Source organism: Mucilaginibacter sp. P2_A4 (assembly GCF_056405015.1).
Window position 1 is genome coordinate 97,758 of the sequence record NZ_JBFUCX010000005.1, and the last position, 23,548, is coordinate 121,305.

15 protein-coding genes are annotated in these 23,548 nt (G+C 41.8%); 8 read left to right on the top strand and 7 right to left on the bottom strand.

Annotated elements, in window-relative coordinates:
• Positions 1 to 7: 7 nt before the first annotated feature.
• Positions 8 to 1,213, top strand: a complete 1,206-nt coding sequence (eboE, locus tag AC1DYB_RS11550) for a metabolite traffic protein EboE (RefSeq protein ID WP_477435008.1) — start codon at positions 8 to 10, stop codon at positions 1,211 to 1,213.
• A gap of 8 nt (positions 1,214 to 1,221) precedes the next feature.
• Positions 1,222 to 2,577 (top strand): alkaline phosphatase family protein, encoded by a 1,356-nt coding sequence (locus AC1DYB_RS11555; RefSeq protein ID WP_477435010.1) that lies wholly within the window; start codon positions 1,222 to 1,224, stop codon positions 2,575 to 2,577.
• 706 nt (positions 2,578 to 3,283) lie between these two features.
• Here AC1DYB_RS11555 and AC1DYB_RS11560 read toward each other — a convergent pair.
• Both AC1DYB_RS11560 and AC1DYB_RS11565 read right to left on the bottom strand, forming a co-directional pair.
• Positions 3,284 to 3,706, bottom strand: coding sequence for a response regulator (locus tag AC1DYB_RS11560; protein WP_295711139.1), 423 nt, complete (start codon positions 3,704 to 3,706; stop codon positions 3,284 to 3,286).
• A gap of 320 nt (positions 3,707 to 4,026) precedes the next feature.
• On the bottom strand, positions 4,027 to 4,797 hold the full coding sequence (locus AC1DYB_RS11565) for a porin family protein (protein ID WP_477435012.1): 771 nt from the start codon (positions 4,795 to 4,797) through the stop codon (positions 4,027 to 4,029).
• Between the two features lie 880 nt (positions 4,798 to 5,677).
• On the opposite strand from AC1DYB_RS11565, the gene AC1DYB_RS11570 reads away from it, so the two are divergent.
• Positions 5,678 to 8,236, top strand: a complete 2,559-nt coding sequence (locus AC1DYB_RS11570; protein ID WP_477435014.1) for a DUF5686 family protein — start codon at positions 5,678 to 5,680, stop codon at positions 8,234 to 8,236.
• A gap of 99 nt (positions 8,237 to 8,335) precedes the next feature.
• Here the strand turns inward: AC1DYB_RS11570 and AC1DYB_RS11575 are convergent, their stop codons facing one another.
• Positions 8,336 to 9,049 carry a DUF4397 domain-containing protein gene (locus AC1DYB_RS11575; RefSeq protein ID WP_477435016.1) on the bottom strand — a complete coding sequence of 238 codons (714 nt, stop codon included), beginning with the start codon at positions 9,047 to 9,049 and terminating at the stop codon, positions 8,336 to 8,338.
• Positions 9,050 to 9,494: 445 nt separating this feature from the next.
• Between AC1DYB_RS11575 and AC1DYB_RS11580 the strand changes: the two genes are divergently transcribed.
• Positions 9,495 to 10,073 (top strand): RNA polymerase sigma factor, encoded by a 579-nt coding sequence (locus AC1DYB_RS11580; RefSeq protein WP_477435018.1) that lies wholly within the window; start codon positions 9,495 to 9,497, stop codon positions 10,071 to 10,073.
• 13 nt (positions 10,074 to 10,086) lie between these two features.
• Here the strand turns inward: AC1DYB_RS11580 and AC1DYB_RS11585 are convergent, their stop codons facing one another.
• From AC1DYB_RS11585 to AC1DYB_RS11600, 4 genes are all read right to left on the bottom strand, one after another.
• Positions 10,087 to 11,268 carry a chromate transporter gene (locus AC1DYB_RS11585; RefSeq protein ID WP_477435020.1) on the bottom strand — a complete coding sequence of 394 codons (1,182 nt, stop codon included), beginning with the start codon at positions 11,266 to 11,268 and terminating at the stop codon, positions 10,087 to 10,089.
• The gene (locus AC1DYB_RS11590; RefSeq protein ID WP_477435022.1) at positions 11,253 to 11,702 is read right to left on the bottom strand and encodes a chromate resistance protein ChrB domain-containing protein; all 450 of its coding nucleotides are present in this window, start codon (positions 11,700 to 11,702) and stop codon (positions 11,253 to 11,255) included. Before AC1DYB_RS11590 ends, AC1DYB_RS11585 begins: the two co-directional genes overlap by 16 nt.
• 29 nt (positions 11,703 to 11,731) lie before the next feature.
• The gene (locus AC1DYB_RS11595; protein ID WP_477435024.1) at positions 11,732 to 12,721 is read right to left on the bottom strand and encodes a DUF1259 domain-containing protein; all 990 of its coding nucleotides are present in this window, start codon (positions 12,719 to 12,721) and stop codon (positions 11,732 to 11,734) included.
• Between the two features lie 61 nt (positions 12,722 to 12,782).
• Entirely contained in the window at positions 12,783 to 13,643 is an 861-nt protein-coding gene (locus AC1DYB_RS11600; protein ID WP_477435026.1) for a chromate resistance protein ChrB domain-containing protein, read from the bottom strand.
• Positions 13,644 to 13,831: 188 nt separating this feature from the next.
• Between AC1DYB_RS11600 and AC1DYB_RS11605 the strand changes: the two genes are divergently transcribed.
• From AC1DYB_RS11605 to AC1DYB_RS11620, 4 genes are all read left to right on the top strand, one after another.
• Positions 13,832 to 15,034, top strand: coding sequence for a FecR family protein (locus AC1DYB_RS11605; protein WP_477435028.1), 1,203 nt, complete (start codon positions 13,832 to 13,834; stop codon positions 15,032 to 15,034).
• A gap of 223 nt (positions 15,035 to 15,257) precedes the next feature.
• Positions 15,258 to 18,779 (top strand): TonB-dependent receptor, encoded by a 3,522-nt coding sequence (locus AC1DYB_RS11610; RefSeq protein WP_477435030.1) that lies wholly within the window; start codon positions 15,258 to 15,260, stop codon positions 18,777 to 18,779.
• An 18-nt stretch (positions 18,780 to 18,797) separates the two neighbouring features.
• Entirely contained in the window at positions 18,798 to 20,654 is a 1,857-nt protein-coding gene (locus AC1DYB_RS11615; protein WP_477435032.1) for a RagB/SusD family nutrient uptake outer membrane protein, read from the top strand.
• Positions 20,655 to 20,686: 32 nt separating this feature from the next.
• Positions 20,687 to 23,536, top strand: coding sequence for a SusC/RagA family TonB-linked outer membrane protein (locus AC1DYB_RS11620; protein WP_477435034.1), 2,850 nt, complete (start codon positions 20,687 to 20,689; stop codon positions 23,534 to 23,536).
• Positions 23,537 to 23,548: the final 12 nt, after the last annotated feature.

The following is a 23,548-nucleotide window of genomic DNA, read 5'->3' on the forward strand; positions in this document are numbered from 1 at the left end:
TATACTTATGAAACTTACAGCAGGACATTTAAGCTATTGCACCAATATACACGCGGGTGAAAACTGGGCCGACCATTTCAATGCCCTGGAACTTAGCTTTCCGCAAATAAAGGCACAACTATCTCCTGATGCACCCATGGGTATTGGTTTGCGCTTATCTAACATAGCCAGTATCGAACTGCTCCAGGGCGATAACCTGGCCCAATTTAAACAATGGTTACAACTGAACGATGCCTATGTGTTTACCATGAATGGTTTTCCGTATGGCGGCTTTCACAATGTGATAGTTAAAGACCAGGTACATGCCCCCGATTGGACGACCGCCGATAGGCTGGCCTATACAGTAAGGCTTTTTAACATATTAGCGCTTTTACTACCCCAGGGAATGGATGGTGGTATATCAACTTCGCCTTTAAGCTATAAACATTGGTTTAATAGTAAAGAGGCAATGGATGAAGCTAAGCAGGAAGCCACTAAAAATATACTACAGGTAGCTGCCGAACTCCATTCAATAAAGCAAAAAACAGGTGTTAAATTACATTTGGATATTGAGCCCGAGCCTGATGGCGTGTTAGAAACCGGAAGGGAATTTATAGAATGGTTTGAGACCGATCTGTTGCCGCAAGGCATCAGCTATTTCCAGCATAATTTTAATATACCTACTGCAGAAGCGGAAATCCTCATAAAAGAACATGTGAATTTATGCTATGATGTTTGCCATTTTGCAATAGGGTATGAGCCACATGAAGCTATCATTGATGAACTGGCGCAAAAAGGAGTAAAAGTAGGCAAGATACAGATCAGTGCCGCCCTCAAGGCCTCATTTGACCATACACCGGGCAATAAGCAGGCAATATTAACTGAATTTGAAAAGTTTAATGAACCCACTTACTTGCACCAGGTTATTGCGCGGCTTGCCGATGGTAATTTGCTGCGATATGCTGATTTGCCCGAAGCATTAATGGCAACAGATGATGCTGAAGAATGGCGCGCCCATTTTCATGTTCCTGTATTTTTGGAAGATTTTGGCCTGTTACAATCCACACAAGCCGATATTGTAAAGGTATTAGGCATCCAAAAAAACAGTCCTTTCACCAATCATCTGGAAGTAGAAACTTATACATGGGGAGTATTGCCGGATGCCATGAGGATCCCGCTTACCCAATCGATAATAAGAGAGCTGGAATGGGTTAAATACGAGTTAACAAATTAAGTGCTGTTATGAATAAAACGGTTGTTATTGATATTGTGGGGTTATCTACCTCGGTAATTGGTGAGCATACACCTTTTTTAAAAAAGTATATAGCCTCAAAAAATTTAACCACCATTGAACCGCTTTTGCCTGCAGTAACTACAGCGGTACAATCGGCCTATCTTACAGGGACATACCCGGTGGCAAATGGTATAGTAGGTAACGGTTGGTATGATCGTATTGACAGTGAAGTTAAATTCTGGAAACAATCAAACAAGCTGGTTGCCGGAGATAAAATATGGGATAAGGCAAAAAAAGAAGATCCGTCTTTTACCTCATCTATGATGTTTTGGTGGTATAATATGTATTCAACTGCCGATTACTCTGTAACACCAAGGCCAAATTACCTGGCCGATGGCCGAAAGATGCCGGATTGCTATACACACCCTGCCGAATTGCGTGATATTTTACAGGAAAAATTGGGGCAGTTTCCGCTGTTTCAGTTCTGGGGGCCGGGAGCAAATATTAAATCGAGCAAATGGATAGCAGATGCGTCTATGTATACCGATGATCTTCACGATCCTACGCTTACCCTTATCTATCTTCCGCATTTGGATTACTGCCTTCAAAAGTTTGGACCAGATGAATCAAAAATAGCTAACGAGCTTAAAGAGATTGATGCTTTGGTTGAGGAGCTGGTTACATTTTACGAAAAGAAGGGTGCAAGAATTATCCTTTTATCTGAATATGGTATCGCTCCCGTTAACAATCCTATCCATTTAAACCGCTTATTTCGCCAGCATAACTTATTACAGATTAGGGTAGAGCGAGGCCTGGAGCTGCTTGATCCGGGTGCCTCAAAGGCATTTGTTGTTGCCGATCATCAGATAGCCCATGTGTATATCAATGATCCGGCGGTAACTGAGCAGGTAAAGGCTTTACTAAAAACGGTTCCGGGCATTGAGTTGGTGCTTGATCGTGCTGAACAGGCGGCTTATCATATAGATCATGAACGTGCCGGCGAACTGGTTTTAATGGCAAATGAGCATAGCTGGTTTACCTACTACTTTTGGCTCGACGATGCCAAAGCGCCTGATTATGCCCGCGTAGTTGATATTCATAAAAAGCCGGGTTACGATCCTGTAGAAATGTTTATGACCTCAAAAGCCAGGGCCGGCTACAAGCTGTTGCGTAAAAAAGCCGGCTTTAGGTATGTAATGGATGTTATACCGCTGGATGCCACCCTTATTAAAGGTTCACATGGCCGCATTGGCATTCCTGCTAAATATAAGCCTGTATTGATAACCAATGATAAGGTATTGCAGGATAAGGTTGCCCCGGTTGATGTTTTTAATATTATTTGGAAGCATTTAAAAAACGAATAAACGGAAATTAAGAAACGTTACCGGCTTCTGGTGAAAGTTTAACTTAGGTCCCTGTCAATACAGCGTGTACATCTGCTTTGTATCTGCTTGGATTTTTCTTTAAACGCGATTGGAAATGAGTGTATTTATGCTTATATTAGTATACCAATTGTAAAGAAACCTTAAAACCAGGAGGAGTCACCATGAAGAAGAAAACTGTAATAGTTAATCAGCCTGAGAAGACTGAAACTAATAAATCGGAACTGCTGACCAATCAACATCTTACTCAAAAAACGTATCGCGATCATACTCATTGTGATCACGCATATGGCAGGGTTAATAAATTCCCTTTCGGAAGTAACCACGGGCCATTTTCATTTTAAGGCTATAAATTTTTAGCCACGTACGGGTTCGGGTTGAGGGACGCTTGAACTTATTTAATTTAAGTGCCATGCTTAAAATTAATGTAAGTATGGACACTTACTATTAACTGCTACTTTCAGGTAAAAGGCCTTGAAAATAGCCGGGGAAAATTATCAGTAGCCCTCGCATTAAAGTTTAATTAGGTTCTGCAGAACAAAGTATTGATAAATATATTGCCACCAGTGGTGTGCAACCTGAATTGTTTTGATCCGGGCCAAGCTATCTGCAAATTGCAGCTGAGCTTTAGCCACGCTAAAGGAGCTTTGTTCTTAATTTTATGTACTGTATTGTTTAGGATCCTAACTTAATTGGAATCGCTTAGCTGGGCCACATTGAAAATTTCCATTATTTTTTCTGAATACAGAGGCTTGGTAATAAATTCCTTTATCAAGGGGTATTTGCTTGCTTTGCTGACATCGTCTTTATGGATCGATGAGGTTAAAAGAAATAGATTGCTTTTAACTGTAGGGTCAATTTTTAAAAAAGTATACTGATCCAGAAACTCCCACCCATTCATCACCGGCATGTTCAAATCAAGAAAAATATAGTCATAGTTAAATTCGGGTTGCTTTGCTTTATTATCCGCTAACAGATCTATGGCAATTTTCCCATTTAAACAAGAGGTTATATTTGAATTGGTAAAATACCTTTGAATGAATTTAGTTGAAATATAATTGTTCAAAAAGTCATCATCAATTAATAAAACATTTAGTGGGTTAGCAATCATGGCGTTAGGTTTGTGGTTATATTTAATTAAGACGGAAACGGGATATAAACCTAACGAAGTTACTTGTTAAAAAATACCTGCTAAGGGTCAAAAAATAGCTGTAGAAGGTATTTAAAAATATCTTATTAAGTAACGAAGTAATAAGGATAGGTCAATTTCTAAAGCTAAAGTTAAACAAAATGTTCACATACATGATTTTTTAAACAATTTAATAAATAATAATTTACCGCAGATTTAATTAATCAAAACATTTTGATTGTTGTTCTAATTAAATGTGCGGTAAAATAAAAAGAGACCGTTGTTTGTTAATGAAGTACCAATCACTTTCCAAACCAATAACTGTAACCTATGGTAACTGTGGCCGCGCCAACTTCATTTTTTCCATTTTGCGTGCCTTTTTGGATATTCAGAAATCCATAATTGCCACCCCCTTCAATAAATAAATTACAGTACCCTATACGGTAGTTAAGGCCTATATTACCTTCAATTCCTGTGTTGAATTTATGAAGCTGATCTTTTATATCTTCATTATTATCAAAGGATTGCGCGCCTCCTGGCAGGGCCTGTTGCCCGGAAGCATCGGTGAAAAATTCGCTTTTGCCGCTGGTAACCTGGTGAGCAGAGACCAGGAGCCCAACAAACGGACCTGCATCAACATAAACACGAAATGGTGATTTTTTAATATTCCATCCAAATTTAGCCAGTAATGGCAGCATCAGGTAGTTTAATTTTGCCTTACTGTTGTAATTGGCATAAAGGTATGGAGGTGCTTGCCCGGGAGGAAACATCGCAGCTAAAGCATCGGGAGTGGTAAAAGCCTGGAACCCATTTTTTTTACCTCCCTGCGAAGAATATTCTATCATGGGTTGTATTGAAAAAAGAGTTGAGATTTTATATTCAACAAATATACCTGCGTCCAGCCCTAAGCGCGAACTATAACCGGTATTCAGTGGGTTTTGACTACCAGCCCCGCCGGTTAAATTAGGAATACTAATGCCCCCCCGAACACCCAAAGCAAAATTCTGGGCCTTTGCGCAAAAACCAAAAAGCAGGAAACCTGCTGCCAAAAAGTAAAAAGTTAAATTTTTCATAAGAGTTTGCTTTAAGTAAAAAAATAACCAGGAACTAAATATCTTAAAAGCTGTTTAAAATTGATTAATTAACTTATAATGAAGTATATAACAACCTACCCATGACAAGTTGCAGAATCCCAGACTTACGAAGTTTTTAAAACTTCGTAAGTCTTTCGCCGTTTGTCATTTTCTCCTTCAAAGGCCACCGGATTTTACAACTCGCAATGACGGGTGGTTTATTTACTTTTAGACAGCCTGTTAGGTAAATCAGGTTTAAGTACTATTTGATCTATACAAAGCTTAATAATTTTTTCCTGCAAAAAAATGACCGCTATCATGAAGCTGTTATTGCCCCGTCGTGGTTTTTTTGGGTAAATGACCGGCGTTTTCCGGTACCCCATGATTTTGAGGGCTATTCAGATCTGTTATTTATATGCAGATATTTTTAATGGTTCAAAAACAATATTCACGCTCTTTCCTTTCATCTTTGACATTAGAGTATCTAAACATGAAAAATAACCTGAAAATGATTTTATACTTTATAAAGTTACCGTTCGTTAATGTTTCTGATTGATTTTGAAGTTCTTCTGAAAATTTGTTGTCGTTTAATTGTTGTCCGGCTCATGAGTTTTAGCCATACATTATGCTTTCATGCCGGCCTTCTTCAGAAACAAAACAGAATTATAATTTATTTTAGACATAGTTGAAACTTCACAGTTAAAAAAGATATGGCTAAATGTTACTTTGCTTTAGGTTCATTTTTACTCTTAACTCTTAATTTAATTTGTTACTTATTTTTTGGAATCTCATTATAAAATTAGCTTCGCGGAAGCAGGTTATATCCCCGCTTTTTAAGTTTTCGACTCTTCCCGGGCTAAAAAGAATTATTTATTTATCGTTGCTTTTATCTCCTTTATACAGTGAAGCCCAGCAGCCGGATAGTACTATTGCCGGGAAAAAGCAATTGAATGTACAAACGGTAACAACTGTGAACGGATTGGTTGTTGATGATGTATCTGGCCGGCCACTGCCTTTTGTGGGCGTAAACTTTAATGGCAGCAGGTATGGCTCCAGTACAGATAGGGTGGGGCGATTTATATTGAGTGCCACAGGCTCTTATAGCCGGGTAACATTTTCTTATATGGGCTACCAGTCGGTTACCAAAATTATTAAACCGGGCCAGGTTAATGAATTGCAAATCCGGCTGCATAGCAGTCAAACCCAGTTAAAAGAAGTTTCGGTTGTTTCTGGCAAAAAAAAGAAATACACCAATAAAGGAAACCCAGCCGTTGAACTTATTCAGCAGATTATTGACCATAAGGAGCAGAACCGGATGGAAAGTGCCGACTATCTTCAATATGATCAATATGAAAAGATAGGCTTATCCTTTTTTCATCTCCCACAAAAACTCATCAACAGTCATTTTTTTAGTAAATACAAGTTCATGCTTGATACTACTCAAAAAATAAACGGCCAGCAGGAAACTTCCCTTCCGGTTTATTTCAGCGAAAAGCTATTTCAAAACTATTACCGCAAAAACCCATCAAAGTCTATAAGGGTATTAAACGCGCAAAAGGAAACCAACATTATCAAATTTGTGGATACCGTTGGACTGGATACCTACCTTAACCGGCTCTATGGTAATGATATAGATATATACGACAATAATATTTTTATCATCACCAACCAGTTTCTGAGCCCTATTGCTAATCATGCCCCGGAGTTTTATAAGTTTTTTATAACCGATACTATACAAACAGCTAAAGGAAAATTAGTGGAGGTCAGTTTTATACCCCGCAATAAAGGTGATCTGCTTTTTGAAGGTAAGTTAATGGTAACCCTGGATGGGCATTATGCTGTTGAAGCTTGTGAGCTTAACGTAAATAAGCAGATCAATATCAATTTTATGCGCAGCCTTAAAATTCGGCTGGATTTTGAACAATATCCCGGTGGACGTTATTACCTGAACAAAAGTGACGTAAAAGCAGACTTTGGTATTTTAAAAAACAAGGGAACCGGCGTTTTTGGCGAACGAATGGTGCTTTATGACCACTATAAATTAAATTCTCCGCTCGCGGAGGAATTTTACCAGGGTAAAAGTTTGCAAACCGCTGTAAATTCCCAAAAACAAGATACTGCCTACTGGATGAAAAACAGGGCCGATACATTGAGTACACAGCAGAAACAGTTGTATGGGCGTATTAGCAAGCTGGAAAGTATGCCGTCTTTTAAAAGATTATCGTGGATTGCATCAACATTTACAGGGGGATATGGCGATTTTGGCCCGGTACAAATAGGACCGATAGGCTCTATTTATGCTTTTGATAATGTAGAAGGGGCACGCTTCCAGTTGGGCGGACGAACTACGCCAAAGTTTAACAGATCCATCTATTTGGAAGGTTTTACAGCCTACGGAACGAGGGATACTAAAGCAAAATTTAATTTAAGCACTTATTTTTCATTAAATCAAACGCCGCCTTATCGTTTCCCTAACGATTATTTTAAAGTTAGCTACCAGTATGATATTGATAAACCAGGAAAGATTTATTCAATAAATAACTCGCAGGCTACGCTCGCCTCATTCCAAACGGGCAAAACGGATTACTGGCTTTATAATAAAATTTTCAGGGTTGATTATGTGAAAGATTTTGAGAATCATTTTTCATATAATGTTACTTTCAAAAACTGGAACCAACAAGCCGCCGGAACCCTCGTGTTTGAAGAAAATGATGCAAATAACACCATCATACATGATTTAACCACTACCGAAGTTGGCCTTGGGTTGAGGTATGCGCCTCATGAACAAATTTTACAGGGAACGCAGTCCCGCCATACTATTTATAGCAAATACCCCATTTTTAACTTGCAGATAAACCATGGTTTTGAAGGGCTGCTCAACGGAGCTTACAGCTATAACAATATAAGCGCGAATATTTTTAAACGATTTTATTTATCACAGTTGGGTTACTCGGATGTTACGCTGCTGGGTAATCTGTTAACCGGAAAGGTGCCATTTCCGCTGCTGAATATCAGTCCGGCCAATCAATCTTTTGGTTATGAACCCGATGCTTACAATAAGATGAATTACCTGGAGTTTGTGAGCGATCACTATGTGGGCTTAAATATTACACACAGTTTTAATGGCTTTTTTCTGAATAAAATACCATTAATAGAGCATTTAAAATGGCGGGAGTTTTTATCATTTAAAGTTTTATACGGGGGCTTGCGTAACGAAAATAATCCCCTTTACTCAAAAAATTTATACAAATTTCCAGTAGGTTCAAATGGTGCAAACGGTACTTATGCCTTAGGCAGCACGCCCTATGTGGAAGCGGGAGTTGGTGTTGGAAATATTTTTAAGTTGTTGCGTATAGATGTGATTAAACGGTTTAATTACCTTGATCATTCAGGTATCTCGGCGTATGGCATTAAGTTTAGCATAAATCCTGATTTTTAATCTGTAGCCCGGGTTCTTGAGGCCTCAAATTATATTAAAAACAAAATCCCTGCTTCTTTTCGGAGGCAGGGATTTTTGTTTCTATATAAAGGAAGTAGATCAATAATAGTATACATTCTCCTGCGTATGTCCGCTAATCTTTTTTACATCGGTGGCTGCTGCCAATCCCTGTAACCATATGGTATTAATGGTGTTTCTCCTAAATGTAACATCAGTAAGTGTGAATAGTACAGTGGTTGTTCCGGCTTTGCGGATTTCGAACGTATAAGGGGTAGCGCCATCAACAGGGATGAACGCAGAATACTTTTTATAAGTTAAGCCTGTGGCCAGTACTGCACCGCCTTTTATTGCCAGGTCGGCAGCGCCTGCATCGGGGCTCAGATTAATAAATCTTACGGTGGCTTTTCCTTCAGCCGGACGGCTAACAGAATCGGCTATCAACAAAAAATCGGGTGTACTCACCTGGTTAGCCAGGAACAGCGAATATAGTTTATCGGCTTTAAGGGTAATTGTGTCGCTTTTTACTTTCTGCTGGCTTCCTCCTACATAGAATGTTGCGGTTCTTTTGCCGGTATAGGCCCTGATGTAATCAAGACTTTCGCCGCTTTTGATAGAGAAGTTATTTGCCCTGTTTTGATCAAGATAGAAATCAACAGGCTGGGCATCCGGCGAGGCATTGATGGCAGAGATGAGCGCTACAGGCGGTACCACATAATGGTTGTTGTCGTTATTCTTAAGGCATGAGGTTAACAGGCCGCTGAGCAAACACATCATCCCGAACATGGCTGCCCCTTGTGTAAAGAATTTTTTCATAGTTGGTTATTATTATTTATTCTACCAATACGGTGAGCAATAGCAAAACGCTACGGCAAATAGTTTTTTTTAATGTTAAAATGTATTTCGGCCCATTTTTACAGGCCACATACTGTACTGCTTTTAACAGGAAAGCCGTGTAAAATAAATCTATATAAAACCAAAGTTTAAACTAAGCGGAGGATAGCCACTGAACAATTTCAATAACTTGAAATAAGTTTTTGGACTTTTTTTTATTTTTTTAACAGGCAGGAGTTGTGATAGGTAAATGATAATAATTTGACGTTATGTGCTGTAAGATAGTGTATTATCTCACTTGTCTTGCTTTTTACACAACGTGTAATTGATGCTTTTATTGCCACTACAATACCACTACTTTAATTTAATGTTATGAATTGCGAAAATTTACTCTTTATATTTATAAACCAATTTATAAACAGCAAAAGTGCACCAGGAAATTAGCAGCAGTTATATTCAGCAATTGATTGCGGGCGATGAAGCCGCGTTTGATATGATCTATGAAACATACTGCGGTAAGGTTTACAGGGTGGCATTTAGGTTTTTAAAGGATGCTGCGCAAAGCCAGGAAATTGTGCAGGAATGCTTCATAAACCTTTGGATTAACCGGCAAAAGCTAAATCCGGAAGGAAATATATGGCTGTATTTGTATGTAATTGCTAAAAGGCTATCCCTAAATGCGCTGAGGCAAATTTGCCAGTCGAGAGAGCTTAGCGAAAAATTAATTGATCATATCACTACAGTACATAACGGTACCGAAGAGGATGTGCTGGTACATGACCTTGAACATTTTACCGAACAGATCATCAATAAACTGCCTAAGCAACAGCAACTCATCTTCAGACTAAGCAGGGTAGAGCACCTTACGCATAAGGAGATTGCAGAACAGTTACAGATATCACCAAATACTGTAAAAAATCATATGGTTGAGGCGCTTAAAACTTTAAAATCCCACCTGCAATATTCTGACCTGATCTATTTTTTAGCCCTGTTTTTTTGGGTTTAGCAAAAAACGTTGATTATAGCGTTTTTATCAATATGCCGATGATTGCGGCAATACCAATGATATACGGCTCCTGTAATTTTTTGATATAAATAAGGGCCAATACAGCTGCAATTGCGATGAGTACGGTAGGTATATCAATGATTGACCGCAGACCAATCACAATTACAGAGCCTACCAAAGCGCCAATCACCGCTGCTGTAATGCCATCAACAAAAGCTTTGATGCTGGTATTCTTAGCAATTTTTTTAAAAGATGGCGCTAAGGCAACTGTAAATAGATAACATGGCAGGAAAGTAGCCAATGCAGCAACGCAAGCACCGGGAAAACCTGCAACCAGGTAGCCGATGAAGCCAACGGTAATCACCACCGGGCCAGGTGTGATCATTGCCACGGCAACTGCATCCACAAACTGGTGCTCATTCAGCCAGCCAAATTCTTTCACCACACCGCCATGCAGGAAAGGCACAATGGCCAGCCCGCTGCCAAAGACGAAAGCCCCTGCTTTGGCAAAGAACCAGGCAATTTGTTCCAGGGTTTTGCCTTCATATTTCCAAAAGCCCGTGCTGATCATTATACCCGCAGGTAATACCGCAGGTTTTTTGAGCCATTGCGGCGGCGCTTTAATAACCATATATAAAATGCCGCAAGCGATAAATAAAAGGATCTCTTCCCGCTCGGTAATAACGGTGATAACGATGCCCGCTATATAAAACAGCCACAAAGGCCATTTGGATTTCATAGCAGCCGGCTCAAATTTGCTGATGGATTTTATAGTGAGTTTGTAAGCACTCATAGCGATGATACCAATCACGGCTGCACCAACGCCGTAAAACACCGCCTGCATCCAGGGCAGTCCCCCGTAAAGCTGGTAAGCCATCCCTAATAATACCACCATGATAAACGAAGGCAGTACAAAAGCCAGCCCTGTTAACGTGGCGCCTATCAGTCCGTAATGTACAAAGCCAATATAGATGCCTAATTGCGCGGCCAAAGGTCCTGGTGCAAGCTGCGCCAATGCAAGGCCCTCCTTGTATTCTTCCTCGGTTAGCCAGCCTTTTTTGTCTACCAGGTCACGCTGCATGTAGCCAACTAAGGCCACCGGACCGCCGAACCCCCAGGTGCCGAGCTTTAGAAAGTACTTTGTAATATCCGCCAAAGAATAAGCGGGGCGCAGTTTTATCAATTGTTCTTCCATGTGTGTATTTCCGTTTGTACATATTTAGCCCAGCTATACAGGGCATCGTAAATGATCAGCCCATAAGCAAGTTGCTCCTGATCATCTTTAAAGTTATAGGATAATCCGGCGGAGATGGCCCAAAGGCCGGCTGCCTGTTGTGCCAGGTCAAAGCGGTTGGTGTCGGCGCCGCGGACAATATCTGCCATCTGCAAAAGCGCTGAATCTGTTAAGCCATGTTTTTTGATGATATAGTCAAACGTGCAGCGCTTGCCCTCATGAGTGTATTCCACTCCGGCAATATCGTACGGTATCGCGTTAAGCGATTTTGCCAGTTCGATAACCTGTTCCTTAGGCACAAATAAAAACTCGGCTGATGGGTCGACAAAGTTTTTAATGAGCCAGGGGCAGGCGATACGGTCAATTTTTGGCCGTTCACGGGTGATCCATTTCATAACAATCGGGTTTAAAGGTTCATGGATAATTACATCTTCATACTTTCCATTTTTTTTGCTTGTTTTCCTAAAACATCCAAAGCAGCACGGAAACCTTGCGCCAATGTAGCCGCATTGCCACGGCCATAATAATGCAGGAAAATCATGTGCGGATCATCGCCCAGCATGTGGTTGTGTACTGCAACTACTTCCAGGTTATGCGCCCGTAAGGTTTTGATCACGCCATTTACTTCACTTTGCAGCATAGCAATGTCCCCGGCAATATGTGCATCATCATGTTTACCAGCGAAAGAAGCCCAGCTATTCAGGCCGATGTTGGTTGTCATTTCCACGCCCATTGCCACAACGTTCAGGTCGGCCCGGCCAATAGTATATTTATAGGTCGGCCCGTTCACCGTGCCGGTATATTTCACAATGGCGTCCAATGCGGGCAGGTCAAAGTTTTCCTTTCCGGTAACCGTTGGCGGTGCTGATGGTGCTGGCTGGTTAGATGGGAAGAGTTTGCTGTCGCGGATGGTATCCGCATATTTTTTGGCCAGTTCAGCCACGCTCCCCATCCCGTGAATATGCATGTAGAATATGCGGGGCTCTTCGTAAAAAAAGTGGTTGTGTATAGCGGCTATTTCCAGGCCGTTGGCATGGGCTGCGGAGATCAATGGATTAACTTCCTCCATTTGCAATACCGTATCACTCATCACCATGGCCGATTTTCCATCAATGGTCTTTTTGAATGATACCCAACCACCAAAACCAAAAGGAATTGGTACAGGCTCACCTTTAATTTTCATTTTAAGATCGTTGCGGGGCAATGGAGTGGTGTAAACAGCTTCAGCATCTTTGTAGCTGCCTTTTTTACCCAAAGCTGCATCAACAGCGGCCATTTCCTCTGTCGTTAAGGCGGGTGTTTTACCCTGCGGCATGGGAAGGGCTTTTAACTGATCAATGGGTAACAGTAAAGCTGCACCGGCAAGTGCTGTAGTTTGTAAAAATTGCCTGCGGTTATTATTTGGTGTTTTCATAGATAGTGGAATTTCATCTATGCAATACTACCGATAAAGGCGTGCTGTAAATAGAATGGATTTAACTATTGGTATCCTTTTTACTTTTTCCGCTGTTTTTTTTATAGAGGGTAGGCGTCTGACCGGTCTGTTTTTTGAATATGCGGGTAAAATGGCTCTGATCAGAAAAGCCGGTGAGGTAAGCGATCTCGGTTAAGGAGTAATCGGTGCTGCCCATCAGGTGCATGGCTTTTTCAATGCGTAGTTTCCGGATGTATTCTCCAAAAGAAAGGTTTTCAAAGTATTTGGAAAATTCTCTTGATAAATAGGTTGGGTTGATCTCCAGCTCATCGGATACCTGCTGCAGGCTTAAAGCCATATTGGTATCCAGCTGATCCTGGATCATTTCTTTAAGCTCTTTTGCCCATTCAGGCGCTTTTTTAGATTTGTTTTCTTTGATGTATTTATGGTATACCTCCAGCAGCATTTGCTCCACGGGCCCGGCCTGGGTATGTTTCAACTGGTGGAGATGTTTCGCCCAGCTATACAGGCCATCGTAAATGGTCATGCCCAGGTTCAGGAGTTCCTGGTCATTTTTAATATTATACGCCAGCCCCGAAAATATCGCTTCCAGCCCCGCTGCCTGTGGGGCAAAGTCATGCCGGTCGGTATCCGCACCGCGAACTATGGCGGCTACACGGTCAAGCGCGGCATCTTTCAACTGGTGCTTTTTGATAAAATAATCAAAGGTGCAATGGTCGTCATAATGCGTGTATTCCACGCCAGGCAAGTCAAAGGGTGTGGCGTTTAACTCGCCGGCCTTTATCAACACCTGGTCAAATGGTACAAAGATGATCTCCGCATCAGCATCAATAAACCTTTTGATCAGCCAGGGGCAGGCGATGCGGTCAATCTTAGGGCGTTCACGGGTGATCCATTTCATTTGTTATGATTCGAGCTGTAAATGTAATCAAGAACCTTTAGTGTCTCACTAAAACTAAAAAAACACTGGCATGAAAAGAGAAAATTCGCACGCAATAAAAAAAACTTTATTCTCAACTAGTCCTATGGTAGTTTCTGCGTGTTCTCTACATAATTAACCCCTTCCGGGTTTTGTTATAAACCAATTATATGAACAATAACAGGCTAAAGTATTTGCTGCAGCAATATTTTGATGATACTATAAGTAGGGCTGATTGTACAGAGCTACTCAACTATCTGAAAGAGAACCCTGCCGAAATAGCCGACCTTGTTGATGAAGAATCATTAAAGCTTGATGCTGACCCCGAGTTTAACCAAATACAGGCCCGCAAGGTGTTAGATAATATTAAAACCGACCCAAGGTTTAACCAAGCTCCGCTGGCTGTTAAGCCCAAAACAAAAATTGTAAGTCTGTTTGGCAGCGTGGCGAAAGTTGCAGCGGTAATTGCTGTTTTTAGCGCCGTTGGATTTTATTTGATACATAAACACAAGCCCGTTGATAACCAGGTTGCAATGGTTAAGTCGTCAAAAATTTTACCGGGGAGTAATAAGGCGGTATTAACACTGGCCAATGGCAAAGCCATAGTGCTGGATAATAAGGCTAACGGCACGCTTGCAAAGGCCGGCCAGGTACAGGTAAATAAAGTGGCCAACGGAAAGTTGGTGTATGATGCTTTGCCAACTGATGTTAAGGCAAAAGTTATTGATAACGCCTTAGTGTACAATACGCTATCTACCCCGCGCGGCGGCGAATACCAGGTGGTGCTGCCCGATGGCACCCACGTATGGTTAAACTCTGCATCGTCATTAAGCTATCCTGTTGAGTTTGCTGGTAACGAAAGACGGGTTAAGCTAACCGGCGAGGCCTATTTTGAAGTGGCTAAAAATAAAGACAAGCCTTTTTATGTAAACAGCAACAACGTGCAGGTAAGGGTATTGGGTACACATTTCAATATTTCGGCCTATAATGATGATGACGAGCTTAAAGCTACTTTATTGGAAGGCTCAGTTCAGGTGAGTAAGAATAATAGCCAGAGTTTGTTAAAGCCCGGTCAGCAGGCAGTGATAAACAATGGCGCCGATATGATCCGGGTTTCGCAAGCCAATATCAACGAGGTAATGGCCTGGAAAAACGGTTATTTCATATTTAATGATGATAACATTGCCACCATACTAAAAAAGGTATCGCGCTGGTATGATGTTGATGTGGAGCAAAAGGGAAATTTTGAAGGACAGCATTTTGGCGGCACATTTTACCGCACAAAAGGCATTGATGAATTATTGAAAAACCTGGAAAAAATTGGGAAAGTTCACTTTAAGGTCACAGGAAGGAGGGTTACTGCTATGGAATAGTTTTACACTCTCCTTTTCTATACCAGTAATTATCTGCACAAAATAAAAACCAGGAGCGTTCGTACCGCCCCTGGCCTCAGCCGTGTTATGGCTGCGTCAGATAATGAAAATAATTGCAGCGAATACAACCACTTATTAATAAACTGACATTCAAATGTATAAAATTTTTACTGCATTTACTTGCGGAAAACAACGTGGGCGCCTATATAAACCTGTGCTTATCATGAAGCTAACTCTTATTTTGTTAACGGCAACTTTTTTACAGGTAACTGCTGCAACTTACGCGCAGAAAGTTACTATAAAAGTAAAACAGGCTACTTTAAAAGAAGTTTTTGAGGAGATACGGAATCAAACCAATTATGATTTCCTGTACAACTCAGACGATATTAAATTTGCCAAACCCGTTACAATTGATCTTAACAATGTAACCTTAAAACAGGCCATGGACGCTTGTATGGGTAAACAAGCTTTAACCTATTCAATTGAGGATAAAACCATACTCATCCAAAAAAAATCAACCAATCAAAACAACAGCAATGGTCCGCCCAAAAAAATAACCGGTAAAATAACCGATAAATTGGGTTTACCTGTACCCGGTGTAACCGTTAAAGAAAAAGGAGGCAAGGCTATGGCCGTAACAGGTACCGACGGTACTTATGCCATTAATGTATCAGATGCCAATGCCACATTAACATTCTCTTTCATTGGGTTTACCACTAAAGAAGTAGCGCTCAACGGCGGTTCGGAACTAAACGTAATACTCGAAGATACCCAGCAGGGGCTTAACGAGGTTGTTGTGGTAGGTTACGGTACGCAAAAAAAGGAATCCATCACCGGTGCTATTTCTACAATCGGCACTAAGGATCTTACACAATCGCCTGTTGCCAATTTAAGCAATGCTTTGGCCGGTAGGTTATCTGGTTTAACAGCTATCCAAACATCGGGAAAACCGGGCGATGATAACTCAACCCTGTATATCAGGGGTGTAGGTACTTACACAGGCCAAACTGCCCCATTAATTATGGTTGATGGTATTGTGCGGGATAGTTATAATGATATTGATGCCAACGAAGTAGAAACCATCAGCATACTAAAAGATGCATCGGCTACGGCTGTGTATGGTGTGCGTGGTGCCAACGGCGTAATATTAATTACCACCAAGCGTGGTAAAGAAGGAGCGCCAAAGGTTAGTGCAACTGCCCAAACCGCGATATCGCAGTTTTCGAGGATGCCTAATTTTGTTAACTCCTATCAATATGCTTCCTTGCTGAATGAGCAGAGTTATGAAAATTACTGGATTCAGCATGCTAAAGATGCGGATATCAAAACCTGGAATGATTTTGCTCAAAAAAGGGATGCCAACTGGATAAAAGAGGCTACCATTTATTACTCGCCCGAGGATCTGAAATATTATCAGAACGCGCATACGCCAACCTTAAACGGGCAAACAAATCCTTATTATGATCCCTACGGTCACCCGGACCAGGATTGGAAAAAGCAGATCTTTAAAAATTTCGCGCCTCAAACCCAGTATAATGCCAACATCACCGGCGGTACCGAATCTGTAAAATACTTTGTTTCCTTAGGTTACCTTACCCAGGGCGGTTTATTTAATACCGATTATATGCCTTTCTCTGATGAGATGCAGTTTAAAAAGAAACGCTACAATTTGCGCGGCAACCTGGATTTTGATGTAAACAAAAATTTCAGGATCTCGGTAGATGTAGGTACCCAGTTTGTTACCATCACCGGGATGGATAATGATGGCTACACCTGGGAGAAACGTATCCTGTGGTCATCTCCGCTTGGATCGCCGGGAATGATTAATGGCAAATTTGTGGTGCCATTCAGTAACCAAAACGATCAGCTGAATCCGCTATATGCTATTGCCAGCAGCAATAACTATAATATTACCAATAACAGTACATTAAACTCGGCCATCAGGCTAAGCCATAAGCTTGATTTTATTACCGAAGGTTTATCTGTAAATGCCAAGGGAGCTTATGATAGCTATTTCAGCAGCCGTACAGGTGGTGGTTACAAGCCATTGTTGTATGGAGTGAGGGCAAATCCTAACGGTAATAAGCTGGACCCCATTTTGGTACAGCTAAATGATGATACCCCGCCGCAAAGATGGTCTGACTGGAACAACGGTAAATGGCGCAAGGTTTATGGCGAGTTCTCCATTAACTACAACCGCACGTTTGCCAAAAAACACGCGGTAACCGGCCTTTTGCTGTACAATGCCGAGAAAAAATACGACCCGAATTTAGCCTATGATCTTCCGCATGCTTATATGGGTGTGGCCGGCAGGGTTACCTACGCCTATGATAACCGGTATTTTGCCGAGTATAACATGGGATATAACGGATCAGAAAACTTCCCCGAAGGTAAACGGTTTGGCTTTTTGCCTGCCTATTCATTAGGCTGGGTAGCCAGTAACGAATCTTTCTTCCCTAAAAACGATTACGTAACCTATTTAAAGGTACGCGGTAGTTTGGGTAAGGTTGGTAATGATAATATAGGCGGCGCCCGTTATTTGTACTTACCGGATACCTGGCAATATGGGCAGGGTTACAACAACGGTGGTGGTTACACCTTTGGTACCCTTAATGATCGTAATACCATCCGCGGTGCATATGAAAGCGTTATCGGTAACCCTGATGTTACCTGGGAAACCGCTACAAAATCAAACATCGGTTTAGAGGCCCATTTATTTAATGATAGGGTAACCGTTGTTTTTGATCATTACAATGAACACCGTATCAACATCCTCTCCTATAAAGGCACAGTGCCTCAAATTGTGCAGGCTACCTTGCCGCCGTATAACCTGGGCGAGGTTAAAAACTGGGGTAACGAGCTTGAATTAACCTACAACAGTACCCCCGGCAAATTTACCTGGTGGGTAAAGGGCAATGCTTCAACCAATAAAAACAAAATCATTTTCAGGGATGAAGCCATTGTGCCGGGCTTAGAATACCAGGCTGCCACAGGACGCCCAATTAATCAACCTTTAATGTTGCAAGCCAATGGACTGTATACATCATGGTCAACCCTGTATGCAATTGATGGTAATGGTAACCCGGTGTTATCAAACCCTGTAAGGGCGCTTAACAAAGCGGGCCAGCCTTATGTAAACGCCGCAGGTCAGCCGGTTTATCAAAAAGACCTTGGTTATGCCGGGGCGGCGCTACAACCGGGCGAAGTTCGTTTGGTTGATATTAATGAAGATGGCGTGATCAACGAAAAAGATTATACCAGGACCGGCAAAACAGATATTCCGGAATTAAGCTATGGTCTATCATTTGGCTTTAGCTTTAAGGGGTTTGATTTTTCGGCCTTATTACAGGGAGTAGCCGGAGTAGCCAAGTTTGCCAACAGCACCATCCACTTTAATAAACAACAATCGCTTTTTGAGGTAGATGCAAACCGTTTTACCCAGGAACGGTACAATGCCGGCGAGCGGATAGATTTCCCTATCGCGGCATATAACCAGGCGGCTACCTACAATACTTTTTTCCTTAAAAATACTTCCTATACAAGGTTAAAAAACATGGAGATAGGCTACACATTTAAACCGGCCTTTTTAAAACGGGCAGGTATCCGCACGGCGCGCCTGTATGTGAACGGAGCCAACCTTTATACCTGGTCGCCAAACAAAATCTGGGGCGATCCGGAGAATTTGGGCTACGTGGGCTACCCGCTTACCAAAACCTACAATATTGGCTTAAATGTTAATTTTTAATTAATAAAGCGAGAAAAGATGAAAACAAAAAATATAATTATACTGCTTTTTGCATGCTTAATTGGCGGTATACTTTCACCGGGATGTAAGAAGAGTTTTCTTGAAAAACCAAAAGGTGGTTCGGTAACGGTTGATACTATTTTTCATACTAAAAACCAGGCGCAATACGCTGTGGCGCAAATGTACATGCTATGTATCCGGGGCTATTTTCCCGAAACGTATGACGGCTGCCGCCCAGAAGCTATTACAGATCAGCTTTATATTATCCATCCGGCGTATGACTGGGCCTCAAACACCATTGGTACAGGTACCTACATTACCGGTAACATGAGCGCCAACGCCACTTGTGATTATGGCTTTGGTGCCGATAACGGCAACGGCTTTGGCTGGCATTATAAAGGTATCCGCCAGGCCAACCTGGTATTAAAAAACATCAATATGGTTACCGATGCCGATAACAGCTGGAAACAGGATGTAAAAGGGCAGGCTTTATTTTGCCGCGCCATGCAGCATTATGAGCTGTTCAGGTATTACGGAGGCATCCCAATTGTAAATAAACCGTTGGATGGTACCGGTAAAATATCTGTACCCCGTAGTTCGGTGCAATCTGTGGTTGATAGTGTAGTTAAATGGTGTGATCAGGCTGCGGCGCTGTTGCCGGCCACACGCCCATCGGCAGATTATGGCCGGATAACAAAACTGGCGGCACTTGCCCTTAAATCACGAATCCTGTTGTATGCGGCAAGCCCGTTGTATAATACACCGGCCAATCTTAAATCAGAAGTTACCGGAGCCCGTTATGGCGATGGCCGGGATACAGTATTGGCTTATCCTACCTATGATCCCGAGCGTTGGAACAAGGCTGCAAAAGCTGCTAAAGATGTGATTGACGCCGCCGGCGCATCGGCAGTATCGCTTTACAACACAGGCAAAGCGGTAACTACCGGCGAAACCTATGCAACCATTGGCGATTATGAATCTGTTTGGAATGTGTTTGCCAACCAGGAACTGATATTGGTAAACACCTCAAACCAGGTACCAAGCGGTAATGCCTGGGGCGATGGATCTGCATGGGGCCAGTACCTGTCATCAAAACTGCGTTTGGCCCAATGGGGTGTTAAAAATAATGTGCCCATTGAGTTTATGCAGCAGTATGAAAAAAAGGATGGTACAAAATGGACACTACCCGCCAGCGGAACCGATTTGCCTACCGATATTAAGGCGCTCGACCTCGACCCGCGCTTTTACCAAACCATTGCTTATGATGGTATGTACTACAGCAGCCAGCGGGGTACATTGGCCTACTACAAAAAAGGCGATTACAGTACCGATGGTAACCTGGCCAGCAGCGATGCCGGTGTTGATGGGTATGCCATGGAAACCTACAAGTTTGTTGCCCGTGTTGATAACATGAGCGATAATCATTTTGCATGGCCGGTGTTTCGCCTTGCAGAGTTTTATTTAAACTATGCCGAAGCTATTAACGAGTACCAGGGCCCTACAGGTGATGCCACCAACTATCTTAACCTGATCAGGAAAAGAGCAGGCATGCCCGAGAAACATCCCGTAGATGCAAACGCTTTCAGAGATGCAGTACATAATGAGCGTACTATTGAATTTGCTTATGAAGGCCACAGGTATAATGATCTTAATCGTTGGTTAAAAGCCAAATCTGTATTAAACGGAACCTTGCATGGCATTGTAACTACAGCCCGTAATGTTGGCGGTACCTTAAAACGTACCTGGCAAACTACCTCGTTTGTTACAAGGGTTTTCCCGGCAAGGTACTATTACGTTCCATTCCCTAATGATGAAGTAAGTAAGCGTTACCTGGGTAATGCTAAGGGCTGGGATGGACAAAATCCAGGATGGTAATTGGCTTTTACACATTTTAACTAATGAAAAAAATGAAAAAAGAATATATAAAACTTTTTGCCTGGATTTTTTCATTCTGTAGTTTTTCTGTCGCGAATGCGCAAACTAAGAATGTAATTTCAGCAGATTCCATTAAAACTGATCAGAATAAAACCAACACAGTTGACTATGGATTAAGGACTGAAAAATCATGGAGAAATACGGGCGCTGTTTTTACGCTTAAAGGCGAGGAACTAACCCATATGATGGCCGGTAATTTATTAAATACGCTGCAGGGCCGTATTCCCGGTTTAACTGTAGTAACCGGTTCTGGCGAGCCTGGCTATGATAACCCCACGCTTTATGTACGCGGGCAAAGCAGCTGGAATATTGCCGGTAACCAGGTAGTGATTTACCTTGATGGTTTCCAGGTAGATATGGGCGCTATCAGCTCCTTGTCGGCTTATGAAATTGAATCGGTAACGCTTTTAAAAGATGCCGCCGCTACAGCTATATATGGCTTGCAGGGTGGGGCAGGTGTACTAAGCATCCGCACCAAAAAGGGGGGCAATTTGCCTAAAACCCAGATAACCGTTAACGGCAGGTACGGCATATTAAGCGCGGTACAATTACCAACTGTTATGAATGCCTATGATTATACCCGCTTGTATAACCAGGCTTTGCAAAACGATGGCTTGCCAACTAAGTACAAAAATCCCGACTTATATAAAGCAACTAATGATCCTTTTCATCCAAACGTGAACTGGTATGATGAAATGCTGAAAAAGACCTCCACCATACAGGATTATAACTTCTCGTTTCGTGGTGGGAATGATATGGCTAAGTTTTTTGTGTTGATGAACTATACCGATTTTGAAGGTTTATACAAAAACGCCAACGCCATTGATAAGGATTTTGGTACAAACGCACATTACAACAAAATTAACCTGAGGGCCAATGTGGAGTTGCAGCTAAGTAAAAGCTTATCTGTTGAGGCCAACATCACCGGTATAACCGAGGATAAAAATACCCCTGCAGGCTTTACGGCAACATCATTGTTCAACAACCTGTTGGGCTTGCCACCGGCTGCGTTTCCTGTAAAAAACCCTAATGGTACCTGGGGAAACAGCTCGGTATATAATTTTAACCCTGTTGAGCTTTTACAGCAAAATGGTATTTATAACTCGCATACCCGTAACCTGCAAACCAACTTTGGCTTTATTGAAAAATTGGATGTAATAACCCCGGGGCTGGCCTTAAACGGATCGTTGTCATTCAGCAATCAATACGTTGGTACTTATCAAAAGATTTTTACGGTACCATCTTATGAAATTGTTAAGGATGCCAATGATATGCCCGTAATAGATGCCGGAAAAGTGGTTTACAAAACCATAGGCACAGTTAGCCAGGGCATACTTGATGGAGGCAACCAACACTGGAACAGAACCGCCATTAAAATTGGGTTTGATTATAACCGCAGCTTTGGCAAAAGTACTTTTAGTGGTATGGTGCTGGGCCAAAGACAGGGCTATAGCCATGATGGGCTGGTTTACCAGGTTCGTACCCAGGGCCTGTCGGGCAATGTAACTTATGATTATGATCAAAAATACATTGTTGATCTGTCTGCCGCTTACAATGGATCGGCCGACTTTGCCCAGGGACATCGCTATGGATTTTTCCCTGCAGCAGGTTTGGGCTGGATAGTATCTAAAGAAGATTTCCTGAAGGATAATACCGTGATCAGCTTTTTAAAAGTGAGGGCTTCTTATGGTACTACCGGTAATATTAATGAAAACTTTCGTTTTTTAAATGAGCAATGGGCGGTAGGCGCCAATGGCTATATCGTCGGAACAAACAATACCTATAAAAACGGTATGACCGAAGGTTCGTTTGCTAATATCAACGCGTCATGGGAGCAAAAAACCACGCTGAATTTTGGTGTCGATCTGAAACTATGGAAAAAACTATCGGCAACGGTTGATGTATTTAGCGAAAAACGTACTGGTATTTTAGAGATTCCATCGGCTGATGTACCCTACTTTACCGGCTTTAATTTGCAGTATGCCAATACCGGCGAAGTAAAGAATAAAGGTTTTGAAGCAGCACTTAATTTCAATGACCAGGTTAATTCTTTTCAATATAACCTGGGCGGCTCGGTAGCTTTTGCCCGTAATAAAATAACCAAACGATCAGAAAGCGCCCAGCCTTATAACTACCTGTACACCCAGGGTTACAGGCTCGACCAAATGAAAGGCCTGGTTTACAAAGGGTTTTACCAGCAATCTGATTTTGATGCCAGCGGTAATTTAAAACAAGGTGTTGTTTCATCCTCATATGCAAATGTGAAACCCGGCGATTTGAAATTTGCCGATCAGGACGGTAACGGTATCATCAATGATTATGATAAAATACCTATGAACTACGCTAAACTGCCCGAGATCACTTTAGGTTTTAACCTTGGGTTTAAGTACATGGGTTTTGATTTTGACGCCTATTTAGAAGGTGTGATGCACCGCACGGTAAGCCTGCTTGATGATGCCTATTTATATACTCATCCTTTTGTAAACAGCAATTCCATTACGCCATTTTCTGCCAATAGCTGGACCCCCGAAACGGCAAATACAGCTACAACGCCACGCCTGTCAACCCTAAGTAATGCCAATAACAACCAACAATCTGATTTTTGGTTGCGTAACGGTAATTTCTTTAAGCTGCGCAGTATTGAGTTGGGTTACACGTTGCCTAAAAAAGCATTTTTAAAGAAACTTGATGCCATCAGGCTATTTGTAAATGGCACCAACCTCATAACCTGGGATAAAATTGATAACCTGGAGGCCGAACGGCTTTCTATGGGCTATCCTTTAATGAAGGTTGTAAGCTTTGGATTGAGAGTGAAATTGTAATAGTAAACTATT